The sequence below is a fragment of the Halobacillus amylolyticus genome (genome assembly GCF_022921115.1).
GTDB lineage: Bacteria > Bacillota > Bacilli > Bacillales > Halobacillaceae > Halobacillus_A > Halobacillus_A amylolyticus.
Window position 1 is genome coordinate 781,954 of the sequence record NZ_CP095075.1, and the last position, 14,217, is coordinate 796,170.

Below are 14,217 nucleotides of genomic sequence, written 5' to 3' on the forward strand. Positions count from 1 at the left end.
ACTCCTTTGTTTACACTTTTTTCTCTAATCGATACACGTAAGCCAGGACTTCTGCTACAGCCTTGTAAAACTGTTCATCTATCGGTTGATCCATCTCCGAATGTTGGTACAATGCTCTTGCTAAAGGTCGATTCTCTACCATAATGATGTCATTCGCCTTTGCTACTTCTTTTATTTTCTGTGCTACAAAATCGACACCTTTAGCAACAACAAAGGGAGCATCTGATTTAGCCTCATCGTATTTAATAGCAATGGCATAATGCGTCGGGTTCGTTATCACGACATCTGCACCAGGCACTTCATTCATCATTCGCGATGCTGACATTTGTCTTTGCTTTTCTTTGATCTTTGATTTAATCAAAGGATCTCCTTCCATATTTTTGTGCTCATCTTTCAAATCCTTTTTAGACATCCGAATGTTCTTCTCATGGTCATAGCGCTGGTATAAATAATCGAGCACGGATAACAAAAGAAGGGCCAGGCCTGAAGCCAATCCCATCAAAATGGTGATTCGTGCAAAGAAAGCTAATGCAGCCTCGACTGATTTTTGAGAAGTCATCATCATTTGACCTTTGTTTACCCAGATAATGGCATAGGTGATGACACTAATCATTGTAATTTTTAGTAGCGATTTCACTAACTCTACTAAGGCCCGAGCTGAAAATATTTTCTTAGCACCTTTAATTGGATCCATTTTCTTCAAATCAAACTTTAACGGTTCTCCCGTAAACATAATACCGACTTGTAATAGATTTGAGGCAATACCAGCAACCATTGCTACTCCCATAATCGGTGCTAATGCCTTTGCCATTTCAATCGTCAACTCTAGAAAGAGCGTAAAAACATGCTCCTCCGAAACATTCCAATGAATATATTCAGTAAATGATTTTTCATACATTGCCATCATAGCCTCTTGGATCTGACCGCCAAACAAGTACAAACCGCCAAATACCATAATTAATAGGAAACCTGTATTTACATCCTGACTTTTCGGAACTTGCCCTTTTTTACGTGTATCTTCTCGCTTTTTCGGGGTTGCCTTTTCTGTTTTCTCATCAGCGGCGAAATACTGTAAATGAAGCTTTAGGTATGGCATCGATTAAGCACCTCCAAAAATCTGCATCAAGCCGCGCATCGTCGCAAGCATCGTTTCAAATAAAGTCCGAATTAACATAATATAGAACGTCATAGCAATGACCAATACGGCTAGAGCGATGAAAATCTTTAAAGGAAGTCCGACGACAAATACATTTAACTGTGGTACAGTACGTGCCACAATTCCGAGCGCTACATCTACTAGAAACAAGCAGCCAACAATCGGGACAGCCATTAAAAAAGCAATGACAAACATTTGGTTAAAAGCATCTATGACGTACATAATCCAAGTCTCATCCTCGAGTGAGATGAATTGATCAAGTGGGATTAAGTTATAGCTGTAAAACACACCGTCAAGCATAAGATGATGGCCATCCACTGCTAAGATAAATAAGAGGGTAATCATATATAAATACTGACCGACCAGCGGACTTTGTGCCCCTGTTCTTGGGTCAATGACATTAGCAATGGCAAAACCCATTTGGAAGTCTATGAAACCACCTGCAATTTGAATAGCCGCTAAAATAATATAAGCTAATAGTCCAATGGCGATTCCAACAGCGGCTTCTTTAAATAACAGTAAAAAATAGTTTTCATCAATTTGGATCGGGGGTATATCTATCGTGAAATACATCAGCAATGCCAGAAAAAAGCTAAATCCTATTTTGTGTTGTGTCGGAACGTTTCGATAGGAAAAAATCGGCAATGTAACGAAAAAAGACGTTACCCTTACAAGGATTAATAGAAAAGCGGGCAAATTGAGTAAACTTAACGATTCAAGCATATTATCCAACCAGCATGTTCAAGTTTTTAAAAATATTAGCCGTAAACTGTACCATGTTTGTCAGCATCCATGGACCAAAAAAGATCAATCCGATCAGAACAGCTACAATTTTAGGAATAAACGCCAGTGTTTGTTCCTGGATCTGTGTAGTTGCTTGAAAAATACTAACGAGCAATCCAACAGCCAGGGCCAATATTAGCAGCGGACCTGAGACGATCAACACAGTATAAATTCCTTCCTTAGCAAAAGATATGACCATTTCACTATTCATGCCTACCCATTCCCTTCACTTTTTGAACAACCCTAAAATCCTTCTAGTAACGATTTCGAAATTAAATACCAACCATCCACCAGGACAAACAGCAGAATTTTAAATGGCAGCGAAATCATAACAGGTGGCAGCATCATCATCCCCATTGACATAAGCACACTGGCTACCGCCATATCAATAACTAAGAATGGAATAAAAATCATAAATCCCATTTGAAAAGCTGTTTTTAATTCACTTATGGCGAAAGCAGGAACAAGTGTTGTCAACGGAATGTCTCGGACTGTTTCAGGCCGTTCCATACCTGAATAATTCATGAATAAGGCTAAATCCTTTTGCCTTGTGTGCTTGGCCATAAATTGTTTCATCGGGACACTAGCTTCTTCGTACGCTTCATCTAATGTGATTTCTTCATTAAAAAGCGGTGTCAGTGCTTCCTCGTTTACCTCTTGAAAGGTGGGTGCCATAATAAAAAAAGTTAAAAATAGTGCAATTCCTACGAGCACCTGATTTGGAGGCATCGATTGGGTTGCGAGTGAGGTTCGAACAAAGGACAGTACGATTAAAATCCTCGTAAAACTCGTCATTAAAATTAGAATCCCCGGTGCAAGCGATAAAACGGTCAAAAGTAGAAGGAGTTTTACTGATGTAGCAATATTTTCCGGATCAGATCCTGAGAAGATATTTATGAATTCATTCATTAGGATCCTCTCCTTTCTTCTTGCCCGTAACACGCATGCGCTTTTCCTTCATCTCAGCCAGTTGTTGTTCAAACAAGGACTTAAAGGAAGAATCTGTTGTTTTTGACAATCCATGATGATCACTTTTCTTCCTATTTAATATCTGACTCAGGCCTTTGTTTACAAGATCATCGTTTTCCTGGTGTAAAAGACTCTCCTTTGTTTTGTCTTCCGTAATTTCTGTAATGACCTCAATACTGTCTCCCACACCTACCACAAATACTTGATCACCGATTCTGACAGCCTGAATCGATTTATTAGGAGCTAATGTGAGCCCTCCCAAGTTTTCCATCGTACGATTCTTATTGAACACCTTACTCCGTTTGTTAAAAAACTTAAGCAGACCATAAATTAATGCTAGAACAAACAGCAGGACAAATATAAGCTTAATGACATTCCATACAATTGATGGAGAAGGCCCATCGTTTGAAACCACAGGCCTTTCGCTATTTTGTTCATTCTGCTCTACAGGGGTAGACGTATCACACCCCTCAAGCTCTGGATCTTTTGCACATTCACTGACAGAAGGGCCTAAGGCTGATACTGAAGATCCTAATGACAGCAAAAGAAAAGTAACTAGTAGTGTTGCTGATATCCATCTCATCACTAAAACCATTGAAATCCCTACTCTTTAATTAAGTGCTTTTTGTATCGCTTCAATTACACGCTCTGCCTGGAAAGGTTTGACGATAAAGTCTTTCGCCCCCGCTTGAATGGCATCCACCACCATGGCTTGCTGGCCCATGGCTGAACACATGATTACTTTTGCATTTGGATTATATTGCTTTATTTCTTTCAATGCTGTGATGCCATCCATCTCAGGCATCGTAATATCCATCGTCACGAGGTCCGGCTCATGTTCTTTATAAAGTTCAACCGCCCTTTGGCCATCTTCTGCCTCTGCGGCAATTTCAAAACCGTTTTTTGTCAAAATATCTTTCACCATCATTCTCATAAATGCTGCGTCATCCACAATTAAAATTCTCTCAGCCATTTCCCATTCTCCCCTGTTCTTATCTTAGTTTTTTCAATCGATCTTTTGGACTTAAGATGTCTGTTACTCTGACACCAAAGTTCTCATCAATGACAACGACTTCTCCTTTAGCCATCAACTTATCATTCACATGGATATCAACAGGTTCCCCAGCTAGTCGATCTAGCTCGACAACCGATCCTGAAGAGAGTTCGAGAATTTCTTTAATTGTGCGCTTGGTTCTCCCTAACTCAACCGTTACTTTTAACGGAATATCCATCAACATATCTAAGTTGCGTTGTTCCTCATTACTTAATTGCACCTGTTCTATATCTGAAAACTGAGCGGATTGGATGGTGGAATTGTTCATATTTTGTCCGCTTGCTCCTCCGACCAATTGTGGTTCAGCCTCCACTTTATCCACCTGCTCAGGCGTATGAGCCGCTTGCTTTGGCTGAGGTCGCGGCGTCTCGACAGGCTGTTCCGCGCTATTTTTTTTCGAGGATTCATCTATTTCTTCTTCAGGCGGGTTCAAAAGCTCATCCACTAGCTCCCGGGCAAATGTAACCGGCAGCAGTTGCATGATATCCGAGTCGATTAATTCACCGACCTTAAGATTGAACGACACCTTCATAAGTACTTCATCTTCAGGAATTTGATCTGTTCCTTGGTCTTCCTCCAAGTTCAACACATTAATCGTCGGCGGTGAGATGTCTACTTTTTTATTAAAGACTGTTGACATACTTGTCGCAGCTGAGCCCATCATTTGATTCATGGCTTCCTGGACAGCACTTAAGTGGATCTCATTTAGTTCATCAGCCGGTGAGGTTCCATCACCGCCAAGCATCAGGTCTGCAATTACCGCTGCGTCCGGTTCTTTTATAACTAAAAGATTTTCCCCTGAAAAGCCATCGGTATATGTAACGTTAATCGCAACGTGCGGTTTTGGAAATTCATCGGATATGGATGACCTCTTGACAGCAGAAATCGAAGGAGTGGTGATATCGACCTTTTGATTGAGTAAAGACGATAACGCTGTCGCAGAGCTTCCGAATGATATATTGCCAATCTCACCTAATGCGTCACCTTCTAAGCTAGATAGATAATCTTCCACCTTGTTCGAATCGTCTTCTCGTTTACTCGCACCTTGCTCATCATCACTCCCATTCAAAAGTGCATCTATTTCATCTTGTGATAACATCCCATCATTCATTGTAGTCAGCGCCCCTCGGTACTCTTCTAACACTTGTACGGCTAGCTTATTTTTTCTCTTACCTGGTTGAATATAAAACTTTTCCTGCTCATCAATTTTAAGTTTCATAGGCTCATCAACGAGCTGGTCTAATCGAATAACATCGTTTGTGTTTAACTTAAGAAACTCTTCAATCGACATATCTGACTCACCCAAAATCGCACGTACATCAACCTGTGCTGTACGCACCGTTTTTGACAATGCCGCATATTCCTCAGGTTTGCTTTCTTTTGTCTGCTGATTCTGCATCCAATAATGAACGGACAGCTTAGGTATGATTGGTTCTAAGACAACGTGCGGAATACATATGTTAATCATTCCGCTTGCCTCTCCAATTGAAGTATTTAAGGAGACGACCACAACTGTTTCATTTGGTGAAACCATCTGCAGAAACTGTGGATTAACTTCAAGTTCCTCAAGCAATGGTTCAATTTCAACGATCGACCCCCAAGCTTCCTGATAGTTTTCCAGAGAGTTCTCAAAAAGCTGTGACATGATCGTCGTCTCAATTTCCGTCAAATTATCCACTTTATTCACGCTTGATCCTCTTCCACCTAGCACGCGATCAAGCATGGCATAGGCAATATTCGGATTTGTCTCAAGCAATATCCGGCCGTCAAGCGGCGGGACACTGAAGATATTTAAGATCGTCATCGCAGGGATTGAGCGGATAAACTCTTCATACGGCAATTGATCTACAGATGCTACGCTGATATTTACATAAGTTCTTAACTGTGCAGAAAAATAGGTAGTTAATAACCTGGCGAAGTTTTCATGAATACGGGAAAGACTTCGAATTTGATCTTTAGAAAAACGGAGGGCCCGTTTAAAATCATAAACGCGTACTTTTCCCTTACTCTCTTCAACCTTTAAATCCTCAGCATCCATTTCACCTGTTGATAATGCTGATAGCAAGGAGTCTATCTCACTTTGCGAAAGAACCTCATCTGCCAAAAACGTCACCTCCATCTAAAAGTTGTTACTTCGTTACTGCAAGACTTTGTCAACGGTGTACACTTCCGTTATTTTCCCTTCGTTCATTAATTCATTAAGTTTAAGCTTTATGATTTCCTCTAATTCACCTAGCCCTCCCTGAAAGGCTTCGCCTTCCATAGTGGCTAGTTCTTTGATTAGAATGTTCTTCATTTGAAAGTCACGCTTCTCTAATTCTTCAAGAGCACCTTTACTGTCTGTTACAATTCTAAAACTGATACGGACAAAATGACCGTCCACTAAATCTGTTGTTATTTCTTCTGTTAGAAGTGAGGCCTCCCGGATCTCATCAATCGGACGTTCTCCATTAGCTTCACTACTATCCAAATTTAAAACAAAAATGAGAGCAGCTACGCCAACTATAGTTATCGTCCCCATGATAATCATTACGGTCTTAAACAAACTACTTTTCACTTCCGTCACCCGCCTTATCAGCGACCCGAAGCAATCCAATTTCACGATAAAACTGTTTCATCCTTTTGATGACGACTTCTTCCTCTTCCTTAACTACGAAGTTCCGGCCCTGGGTCGTTGTAATCGTAGTGTCAGGGTTAGCCTTAAGCCTTTCTATGTAAAGAGGATTAAACCAAAATGTCTCGCCATTGAGTCTCGTTAATGAAATCATATGAATGAGTGAGGACTCCTTTTTGTAAAGAGCCCTCCTCCCCCTTTACTAACGTTTTAGATTGACTAGCTCTTGTAAGATTTCATCAGATGTTGTGATGATTCTTGTATTGGCTTGAAACCCGCGCTGGGCTGTAATCATTTCAGTAAAAGCCTCAGCCAAATCAACGTTAGACATCTCAAGTGCGCCTGAAACCATTTGTCCAGTACCGTCTTGACCTGCTAACGAAAGGTCTTCTATAGTGTTTAGCCCAGCACCATCATTAGCACTGATGAACCCAGAGTTATCAGTTATCTGGAATGTACTTCCACCTATCTTTTGCAAACCGCTGGGGTTCGAAAATTTAGCAAGTCTAATTTGACCTGCAATCGCTGGTTCACCTTCAGCTGTAACATAATTAACTACACCGTTTGATTGGATGCTGAAACTTTGGGCATCCTCGGGGATTGTAATGATGCCTGAAGAAGGAACCTCAACAGTATCAGGGTTACCATCGTCATCCCATTCTCTAGCAACACCATTATCATAGGGTTGTCCAACTAAATAACGACCATCTGGACTAACTATTGCTCCATCATCATCCAAATAGAAGTTCCCTGCTCTCGTAAAGCTCAAGGTAGGGTTCTGGCTGAGTAGATCCTCCCCCTCATCAGAGTTAATGCCCTCACCAGCACCTTCTGCCAGCACAAACATGCCGTCTCCTTCAAGCGCTAAATCGAGTGGCCTGTTCGTTGTTTGACGATTCCCTTGTGTGTGAATGGTATCAATCGAACCAATTTGCGATCCTAATCCTACTTGAGAAGGGTTAACGCCTCCACGCATATTTCCGCCGTTTGCTCCGGCAATCGGACCTTGAGCACCTGACACTGTCTGGCTCATCATATCCTGAAACGTCACGCGTCCCTTCTTAAATCCGTACGTATTCACATTTGCAATGTTGTTCCCAATTGTGTCGAGCTTTGTCTGAAAACCTTTCATACCAGAAATTCCTGCGTACATTGAACGTAGCATTGTGCTATCATTCCTTCCCTTTAAATGTGTGTGCTTACCTCAGTCGGTTGGTAAACATATAAGGCTTCCCATATTCGGGGCCAGCCTACTGGTCAATAATGATCGTTCCGTTAATATTTGTAAAAATATGTGAACTCGTATCTTCGCGCCCCATCGCTGTTACAACTGTATTATTTTTGGTACTGACAACAAGGGCTGCATCGTTCATGACAACTAGTGAATCCGTAACACCTTTTGATTTGGCCTCAGCCATTTTATCGGAAATGACCTGCCACTTGCTTTCGTCTATAGAAATATTGCGCTCCTCGAGACGTTGTTTGGCGTGTTTGCTTACATGCAGACCTCTCGTTTCATTTAAAACATCTCGAAATGACTGGGATGACTGCTGAACCTTTTTTGTCTTCGGAAAAGGTAATGGCTGATGCATCTGATGAATTCGAGGTTCCATAACTACCCCTGCTTTCTATTCCTCTGTTGTTGTTTCACTCACTTTGGTGATGTCATAAACATAAACAGATTGCCCGTTTTGAAGTTCAAGCTTTGTCTCGCCACCTTTTTGACTAACAGCCTTGACCACTCCTGTTGTTTCTGGCGCGGCTCCTGTTTCATCATCATGCGCTGGGAATGTCACTTCTTTTCCAATCAAGCCGCTGTACTTAACAACAGGGGTCACGCTTTGCGAAGTCATGAAGCCCTGCATGGCCTGAGACAAGTTTGTCATTTGCTCTAAACTTGAGAACTGTGTCATTTGTGCAATGAATTCTTTATCCTTCATGGGTTCTAGCGGACTTTGATTTTGGATTTGTGCCATGAGAATTTTCAGAAAAGCGTCCTTCCCAAGTGTATTACTTTCCGTTCCGCCCGCTTGCTGTTGATTTTGTAAATAAAAGGACGAATCTATTCTTGTCATTTCAATCACCTACACCTTTTCATTCATTAATAGCTCATGAAAGGATACTTCCTCTTCACTATGATCATCCTGTTGCTCCTGTGACTGATCGGATTGACTTTCCCGCCCATTAAACTCACCGGACTGTTTATCATCTTGTGTAAAAAATTGTCCAGTCGCTGTTTGCTCATACTTTTCTATAACAACCTGCTGTGGTGAAAACATATGCCTCAGCTGCTGCATATTGCCCTCGAGCATTTCCTTCGCTGCTTGAGTGCTGACAAGAATTTTCACGGCCATATCCCCATTCATTTGAACCAGCTTTACTGTCATATCACCTAAATGCTGAGGTCTTAGACGAATGTTCATCTCCATGTTCCCTGCTTTGTTTGTAAACAAGCGATTTGATTTAATAAGCTGTTCCAATTGATCGATAAGCTGCTGATGCATCCCCGCGTTTGATTGACTTTGATTAACATGGATCACATACTGTTCAACTTTAGATATCATTTGCGTAAAACCTTGCCCTAGTGAGGGTTCAGCAGTACGTTGTTTGTTTAAGAACTGACCTACCCACTTAGCTACATCCTTACTCGTTACTGTCGAATGTTGCTGGTATGCGACTGGCAAAGATTGTTTCAATTTATAGTTGTTTAATAGATTTGCCATAAGCTGTTGAGGTGGTTCTTGACCGCTCAGCTGGGTTAGCTTATTTAACTGGCTTGAACCTGTCTCAAGTTTCGACATTTGCTGGATGATTTGCTTTACCTTCAGCATAAGCGTTTGGTCGAGCTGCTCAAGCTTGATTGGCTGGTTAGTAGGAAGCTGCCCTGTTACCTTTTTAGCTAATTTCTCAAATCGGAACCAGAGCTCATCCACTTGCTTCGCTTGACCTGTGTCGGTTAAAAGGTTTCCTTTCATACCAGCTGGATGGACTGCCTCCACTACGGGTATAGCTACAGTGTTTAATAGGCCGGCCGTTTGATTTTCAAAAGAGGAGATTTCTTCAAGAACATCTTTCAATACATCGATTAGTTTCTCTTTACCTTCCCCTGAAATTTCAGCAACTTCCTGTGGCACGGCATGGATTAACTTGCTTAATTCTTGCGGCAAATCTCGCTCAGTAGGAATCATGCGTAACACTTCGAGTTCTTGAACGACCTTGTTTACGTCAATAGGCATAGCCCCATCCATCCTTGGTGGACTTGACAGCCCCATTTGATTCAATAGCTTCTCCATCTTAGCAACCAGCTGTTTCAACTCATTCGTCATGTTCTCAGTTGGCTGATTAGTCATACCTGTAAGCAGTACATTAAATGCCTGCATGGGAGCCGTGTTAATAGATGTTAAATTTGCAAGCCCCCTCATTTGCTGAGCTAGTGGTTTAGGTAAGGTAGAAAAAGGTGTCATACTATTCACGTTTTCTCACCTCCTTTCAAGTTACGGGCAATCAGTTGTTTGCCGAAGAATTGGCGATTGAACTTGCTATCTCAGCAGCCAATTCAGGCATCATCGCACCTAGTATGGCTCCTCGTTCACTGCTCGCTACCTCACTAAGTACTTGTACAGCTAAATCCCGCTTCATATTTTCAATGATCGGTGCCGCTTCCTCTTCGTCCATTTCCTCAAAAGATACCGCCATTTCCTTAACCATATTGGTCTCAGAAGACAATTCCTCTTCTGGTTGTTCAGACGAAACATTTAATTCTGCGTCAAGATCTGCCTCAAGTTGTTCAATCTGTTGGTTCAACTCTTCGATGGTCATTTGTTTGTCATTTACTTGCTGTTGTAGCTGATCGATTTCTGTATTATGCTCCGCAATCACAGCTTCAAGCTGTGCCGTTTGCCTTGTGCTCTGTTTTTCTTCTGAAGTTGACACGAGACTTGATAGGCCTGGGATTTGGTTAGCATAATCTTCTGCCTTATCAAATACATTGACACCCATAATCGTTAACACAACAAGGGTTAACGTAAGGGCGAATAAAGCAGGTACAACGACCACCAGGAAAAACCATTGCAGCTTACTGCCCTTCACCTGTTCACGGTTCACTTTCTTTGCCATGTCATCACCTGTTCTTATAAGTTAAATACTGTCTGGTTGATAGCTCGTCCATCTGCTTATTCTCTTCTTCTTTAAGCCATTGCCTATGTCTTTCAAGCTTGTTGTCGATAAGTTTCTCAAATTTCTTCACTTCCATATGGGCAGAGGATAACCTTGCTTGTGCGCTCTCCATCTGAGCCCTTGCCTGCTGAACTTCTGGCTGCAGCCGAATAATTTCGTTCTCTAGCTGATCCACATACCTGCGATGGTGCATAAAGGATTGAGCTTTCACCTTCGAATGAGTGAGACCTTCGTGAAAGTTTTGTTCAGCTGCTTCTTTTTTTTTCAACATTTCATAGAGGTTTGTTGCCACAGATTCAAAAGCATCCACCTGTTCCTGATAATGTTTTTGTTTTTCCTTTTTTTCTCGTTCATGTAAGTCTTTTATTTTATGAAACGCTTGAAGGCTTGTCATTGATCCTCACTCCTATGTAAAAAGCTTTTCAAGTGAATCGATGGAGTGCTCGAAACTTGATTCCTCATGTACCCCTTGCTTTAAAAAGCGAATAATGGATGAATGATGAAGAATCGCTTCATCGACCTCCCGGCTGCTGCCTTTTTTATAAGCGCCGATTTGAATCAACTCACTGTTGTCCTCATAAGTAGCCAGTAGTGAACGCATCCGCTCAGCGGTTTGTCTGTGTGCTGGTGTCGTCACCTGGTTCATTACTCGGCTAATAGACCTTAGGATATTTATAGCAGGGAACTGTCCTTGTTCCGCCAACTTCCGGTCCAATACGAAGTGCCCATCCAAGATCCCGCGAACAGTGTCAGATATCGGTTCATTTAAATCATCACCGTCTACAAGAACTGTGTAAAAAGCAGTAATTGTGCCTGAACTGCTTGTCCCCGTTCGTTCTAACAGCTTCGGCAGCATAGCAAAAACTGATGGTGTGTAGCCTTTGGTTGTGGGCGGTTCCCCAGTAGCCAGACCAATCTCCCTCTGAGCCATAGCAAAACGGGTAACGGAATCCATCATTAAATTGACGTTATAACCAAGATCCCGAAAATACTCACTGATTGCTGTAGCCGTATAAGCACCCTTCACACGCATCAGAGCAGGCTGGTCTGATGTGGCTACAATGACAACCGATCGTTTCACCCCTTCTTCCCCGAGGTCATTTTCAATAAATTCACGTACTTCCCGTCCCCGCTCACCTATTAACGCAATCACATTGACATCTGCTGCACTATTTCTTGCGATCATTCCAAGGAGTGTACTTTTTCCTACACCACTTCCTGCAAAAATACCAACTCTTTGTCCTTTACCTACTGTTAAGAGCGAATCGATAGCTCTGACACCAACTTGGATTGGCTCTTTAATGGTAGGCCTTGATAACGGATTAGGGGGATGCTGCTCAGTTGGATATGTCTTCAACCCTTTTGGCAGTGCAGTCTCATCCAACGCTTGTCCCATTGCATCAATGGCTCTACCAATCAGCCCTAAGCCCGCTTTAATTTGCAATGGCTCCCCCGTTGCTTCAACTAAACTTCCCGGTCCAATTTCACGTATTTCACGAAAGGGCATGAGTAGCACATTCTCATTGTTAAACCCGACGACTTCTGCAGCTATCTTTTTTTGTGTATAGGAAGAAGTATGAATATAACAAAGGTCACCGATTGATGCCTCAGGACCTTTCGATTCAATCATTAAACCGATGACACGATGAACCTTACCATAACGCTTGTATGTATCCATTCGGTTAATTGCATCCAGATAAACTTGTTTATTCATCATTCTTCTCCTCTTGCACAAGTTGATAAAGTTTTTCGCGGAGCTGCGTAAGTTGATGGTCAACTCCGGCTTCCACTCGTCCAAACGGTGATTCTATCACACATCCATAACGGGTAAGTGAATCGCTTATGTAGATCGTCAGTGTTGCTTTAAAACCAGTAATCGATGTTAATTCATTCTTTTGTGTATGTATGAGTTCATAGTCGTCCGGATGTACGTATACAGTAATCTCCGGGTGATCCTGCACTTCCTCAATTGCCTTTTTTACTACAGGCAAAAATGTTTCAGGTTGAGTCGCCAATTGTTGATTGATGATCTTTTCAGCACTGCTGACAGCTAGTTCGAGTATCATCTCTTCACTAGATGAAACAGTGTTGACGTAATCCTTGTTGGCAAGGGAAAGGATATAGTTTATATGTTGAAGCTGTTCTGAAAACTCTTGATAACCTTTCTCCCTGCCAACGCGGGCCCCTGATTCAAAACCTTCATTATAGGCTTGCGTGATCAGGTTCTCCCTTTCTTCTTCCCAGGATTTCCGCATAGTTGCCACATGCTGTTCAGCCTCTTCCAGTTTTCTTGCTGCCTCTTCATGTGCTTGCCGACGTTCTTGTTTAGCAGCCTCAAATAACTCCTGAGCTTTTTCTTTATGCTTTTCTTCTAAGATCTGCTTTTCTGTTTCAGACTTGCTAATATACACAGGCTTTAGTCCAATGACCCGCTTCTCTGTCGAATTCTTATTAGACAATAATGTCATCTCCCCCGCCGCGAGCGACGACGATTTCACCTACTTCTTCTAAGCGCCTGATCGTTGCAACGACACGTGTTTGAGCTTCCTCCACATCACGCAGACGAACAGGGCCCATAATCTCCATCTCTTCCTTAAAGGTCTCAGCCATTCGTTCAGACATATTATTAAAGACAAGCTCTTTCACTTCATCACTCGATACCTTCAATGACAGACGGAGATCGTCATTATCGACTTCGCGGATCACACGTTGGATGGCACGATTATCAAGCGAAACAATATCTTCAAAGACAAACATCCGTTTCTTAATTTCCTCAGCAAGCTCAGGATCCTGAATTTCTAATGCATCAAGGATCGTACGCTCAGTGCTTCTATCCACACCGTTGAGCACCTCGACTACCGCCTGGACCCCGCCTGTTTCCGTATAATCCTGCGTAACCGTAGCAGATAATTTCTTCTCTAAAATGGTTTCAATTTGGCTGATGATTTCCGGAGAGGTCGAATCCATTGTAGCGATCCTCCTCGCAACATCTGCCTGTAATTCCTGTGGCAGTTCAGAAAGAATTTGCCCCGATTGAGCTGCGTCCAAATAAGATAAAACGAGTGCGATCGTTTGCGGATGTTCGTTTTGGATAAAATTTAATATTTGGCTGGGGTCAGCTCGCCTTGCAAAATCGAATGGTTTCACCTGCAAAGAAGAGGTTAATCGATCAATAATGTTCGAGGCTTCCTGTTCCCCTACTGCTTTCTCAAGGACTGTTTTCGCATAGCCAATCCCACCTTGTGAAATATAATCTTGCGCCATGGCAATTTGGTGGAACTGTTCCAGAATTTCTTCTTTTTGCTTTGAATCGACTTTTTGGACTGAAGAAATTTCTAATGTCAATCTTTCCATTTCTTCCTCTGTAAAATGTTTGTACACTTGAGCAGCCACATCCGGCCCAAGAGAGATTAACAAAACAGCAGCCTTTTGCTTTCCCGTCAATCCTGACTTCTGATAGGCCAT

The 14,217-nt window shown here is 42.1% G+C and carries 18 protein-coding genes and 1 pseudogene; all 19 read right to left on the reverse strand.

Translation table 11 applies throughout. The annotated features are described in order from the left end of the window. Positions 1-10 precede the first annotated feature (10 nt). A complete protein-coding gene (gene flhB / locus MUO15_RS04115) occupies positions 11-1,096 on the reverse strand; it encodes a flagellar biosynthesis protein FlhB (RefSeq protein ID WP_245033690.1) in 1,086 nt (361 codons plus the stop codon). Positions 1,097-1,099: 3 nt separating this feature from the next. Beyond that, the gene (gene fliR, locus MUO15_RS04120; protein ID WP_245033692.1) at positions 1,100-1,879 is read right to left on the reverse strand and encodes a flagellar biosynthetic protein FliR; all 780 of its coding nucleotides are present in this window, start codon (positions 1,877-1,879) and stop codon (positions 1,100-1,102) included. A 1-nt stretch (position 1,880) separates the two neighbouring features. After that, on the reverse strand, positions 1,881-2,150 hold the full coding sequence (gene fliQ / locus MUO15_RS04125; RefSeq protein WP_245033694.1) for a flagellar biosynthesis protein FliQ: 270 nt from the start codon (positions 2,148-2,150) through the stop codon (positions 1,881-1,883). A gap of 32 nt (positions 2,151-2,182) precedes the next feature. Then, positions 2,183-2,848, reverse strand: a complete 666-nt coding sequence (gene fliP, locus MUO15_RS04130; RefSeq protein WP_245033697.1) for a flagellar type III secretion system pore protein FliP — start codon at positions 2,846-2,848, stop codon at positions 2,183-2,185. Next, positions 2,841-3,503, reverse strand: coding sequence for a flagellar biosynthetic protein FliO (locus MUO15_RS04135; protein ID WP_245033699.1), 663 nt, complete (start codon positions 3,501-3,503; stop codon positions 2,841-2,843). The genes fliP and MUO15_RS04135 overlap by 8 nt, the downstream gene beginning before the upstream one ends. A 15-nt stretch (positions 3,504-3,518) precedes the next feature. Continuing rightward, entirely contained in the window at positions 3,519-3,881 is a 363-nt protein-coding gene (locus tag MUO15_RS04140) for a response regulator (RefSeq protein WP_245033701.1), read from the reverse strand. A gap of 19 nt (positions 3,882-3,900) precedes the next feature. Then, the gene (gene fliY, locus MUO15_RS04145; protein ID WP_245035840.1) at positions 3,901-5,073 is read right to left on the reverse strand and encodes a flagellar motor switch phosphatase FliY; all 1,173 of its coding nucleotides are present in this window, start codon (positions 5,071-5,073) and stop codon (positions 3,901-3,903) included. A 12-nt stretch (positions 5,074-5,085) separates the two neighbouring features. Then, positions 5,086-6,066 (reverse strand): annotated as a pseudogene (fliM, locus tag MUO15_RS04150) (flagellar motor switch protein FliM); the annotation flags it as partial. Positions 6,067-6,099: 33 nt separating this feature from the next. Beyond that, a complete protein-coding gene (fliL, locus tag MUO15_RS04155) occupies positions 6,100-6,519 on the reverse strand; it encodes a flagellar basal body-associated protein FliL (protein WP_318036190.1) in 420 nt (139 codons plus the stop codon). Next, positions 6,509-6,730 (reverse strand): flagellar FlbD family protein, encoded by a 222-nt coding sequence (locus tag MUO15_RS04160; RefSeq protein ID WP_245033703.1) that lies wholly within the window; start codon positions 6,728-6,730, stop codon positions 6,509-6,511. The genes fliL and MUO15_RS04160 overlap by 11 nt, the downstream gene beginning before the upstream one ends. Before the next feature lie 48 nt (positions 6,731-6,778). Next, entirely contained in the window at positions 6,779-7,741 is a 963-nt protein-coding gene (gene flgG / locus MUO15_RS04165) for a flagellar basal body rod protein FlgG (protein WP_245033705.1), read from the reverse strand. Between the two features lie 85 nt (positions 7,742-7,826). After that, complete coding sequence (locus MUO15_RS04170; RefSeq protein ID WP_245033707.1) at positions 7,827-8,189, reverse strand: TIGR02530 family flagellar biosynthesis protein; 363 nt, start codon at positions 8,187-8,189, stop codon at positions 7,827-7,829. A gap of 15 nt (positions 8,190-8,204) precedes the next feature. Further along, positions 8,205-8,651: a flagellar hook assembly protein FlgD gene (gene flgD / locus MUO15_RS04175; RefSeq protein ID WP_245033709.1), complete on the reverse strand. Its 447-nt coding sequence runs from the start codon at positions 8,649-8,651 to the stop codon at positions 8,205-8,207. 9 nt (positions 8,652-8,660) lie between these two features. Further along, positions 8,661-10,040 (reverse strand): flagellar hook-length control protein FliK, encoded by a 1,380-nt coding sequence (locus tag MUO15_RS04180; RefSeq protein ID WP_245035844.1) that lies wholly within the window; start codon positions 10,038-10,040, stop codon positions 8,661-8,663. Positions 10,041-10,080: 40 nt separating this feature from the next. Next, the gene (locus tag MUO15_RS04185; RefSeq protein WP_245033711.1) at positions 10,081-10,692 is read right to left on the reverse strand and encodes a MotE family protein; all 612 of its coding nucleotides are present in this window, start codon (positions 10,690-10,692) and stop codon (positions 10,081-10,083) included. A 4-nt stretch (positions 10,693-10,696) separates the two neighbouring features. Beyond that, positions 10,697-11,146, reverse strand: coding sequence for a flagellar export protein FliJ (fliJ, locus tag MUO15_RS04190; protein ID WP_245033713.1), 450 nt, complete (start codon positions 11,144-11,146; stop codon positions 10,697-10,699). A 12-nt stretch (positions 11,147-11,158) separates the two neighbouring features. After that, the gene (fliI, locus tag MUO15_RS04195; protein WP_245033715.1) at positions 11,159-12,466 is read right to left on the reverse strand and encodes a flagellar protein export ATPase FliI; all 1,308 of its coding nucleotides are present in this window, start codon (positions 12,464-12,466) and stop codon (positions 11,159-11,161) included. Next, positions 12,459-13,211: a flagellar assembly protein FliH gene (gene fliH, locus MUO15_RS04200; protein ID WP_245033717.1), complete on the reverse strand. Its 753-nt coding sequence runs from the start codon at positions 13,209-13,211 to the stop codon at positions 12,459-12,461. The genes fliI and fliH overlap by 8 nt, the downstream gene beginning before the upstream one ends. Continuing rightward, positions 13,204-14,217, reverse strand: a complete 1,014-nt coding sequence (gene fliG / locus MUO15_RS04205; protein ID WP_245033719.1) for a flagellar motor switch protein FliG — start codon at positions 14,215-14,217, stop codon at positions 13,204-13,206. Before fliG ends, fliH begins: the two co-directional genes overlap by 8 nt.

Bases quoted from the DNA above. Each gene is read 5' to 3' on its own strand.
- MUO15_RS04180 (WP_245035844.1), bottom strand. From the start codon at position 10,040: ATGACACCTTTTTCTACCTTACCTAAACCACTAGCTCAGCAAATGAGG.
- MUO15_RS04170 (WP_245033707.1), bottom strand. From the start codon at position 8,189: ATGGAACCTCGAATTCATCAGATGCATCAGCCATTACCTTTTCCGAAG.
- flgG (WP_245033705.1), bottom strand. From the start codon at position 7,741: ATGCTACGTTCAATGTACGCAGGAATTTCTGGTATGAAAGGTTTTCAG.
- fliP (WP_245033697.1), bottom strand. From the start codon at position 2,848: ATGAATGAATTCATAAATATCTTCTCAGGATCTGATCCGGAAAATATT.
- flgD (WP_245033709.1), bottom strand. From the start codon at position 8,651: ATGACAAGAATAGATTCGTCCTTTTATTTACAAAATCAACAGCAAGCG.
- MUO15_RS04140 (WP_245033701.1), bottom strand. From the start codon at position 3,881: ATGGCTGAGAGAATTTTAATTGTGGATGACGCAGCATTTATGAGAATG.
- flhB (WP_245033690.1), bottom strand. From the start codon at position 1,096: ATGCCATACCTAAAGCTTCATTTACAGTATTTCGCCGCTGATGAGAAA.
- fliI (WP_245033715.1), bottom strand. From the start codon at position 12,466: ATGAATAAACAAGTTTATCTGGATGCAATTAACCGAATGGATACATAC.
- fliQ (WP_245033694.1), bottom strand. From the start codon at position 2,150: ATGAATAGTGAAATGGTCATATCTTTTGCTAAGGAAGGAATTTATACT.
- fliG (WP_245033719.1), bottom strand. From the start codon at position 14,217: ATGGCCTATCAGAAGTCAGGATTGACGGGAAAGCAAAAGGCTGCTGTT.
- MUO15_RS04185 (WP_245033711.1), bottom strand. From the start codon at position 10,692: ATGGCAAAGAAAGTGAACCGTGAACAGGTGAAGGGCAGTAAGCTGCAA.
- MUO15_RS04160 (WP_245033703.1), bottom strand. From the start codon at position 6,730: ATGATTTCATTAACGAGACTCAATGGCGAGACATTTTGGTTTAATCCT.
- fliR (WP_245033692.1), bottom strand. From the start codon at position 1,879: ATGCTTGAATCGTTAAGTTTACTCAATTTGCCCGCTTTTCTATTAATC.
- MUO15_RS04135 (WP_245033699.1), bottom strand. From the start codon at position 3,503: ATGGTTTTAGTGATGAGATGGATATCAGCAACACTACTAGTTACTTTT.
- fliY (WP_245035840.1), bottom strand. From the start codon at position 5,073: ATGAATGATGGGATGTTATCACAAGATGAAATAGATGCACTTTTGAAT.
- fliJ (WP_245033713.1), bottom strand. From the start codon at position 11,146: ATGACAAGCCTTCAAGCGTTTCATAAAATAAAAGACTTACATGAACGA.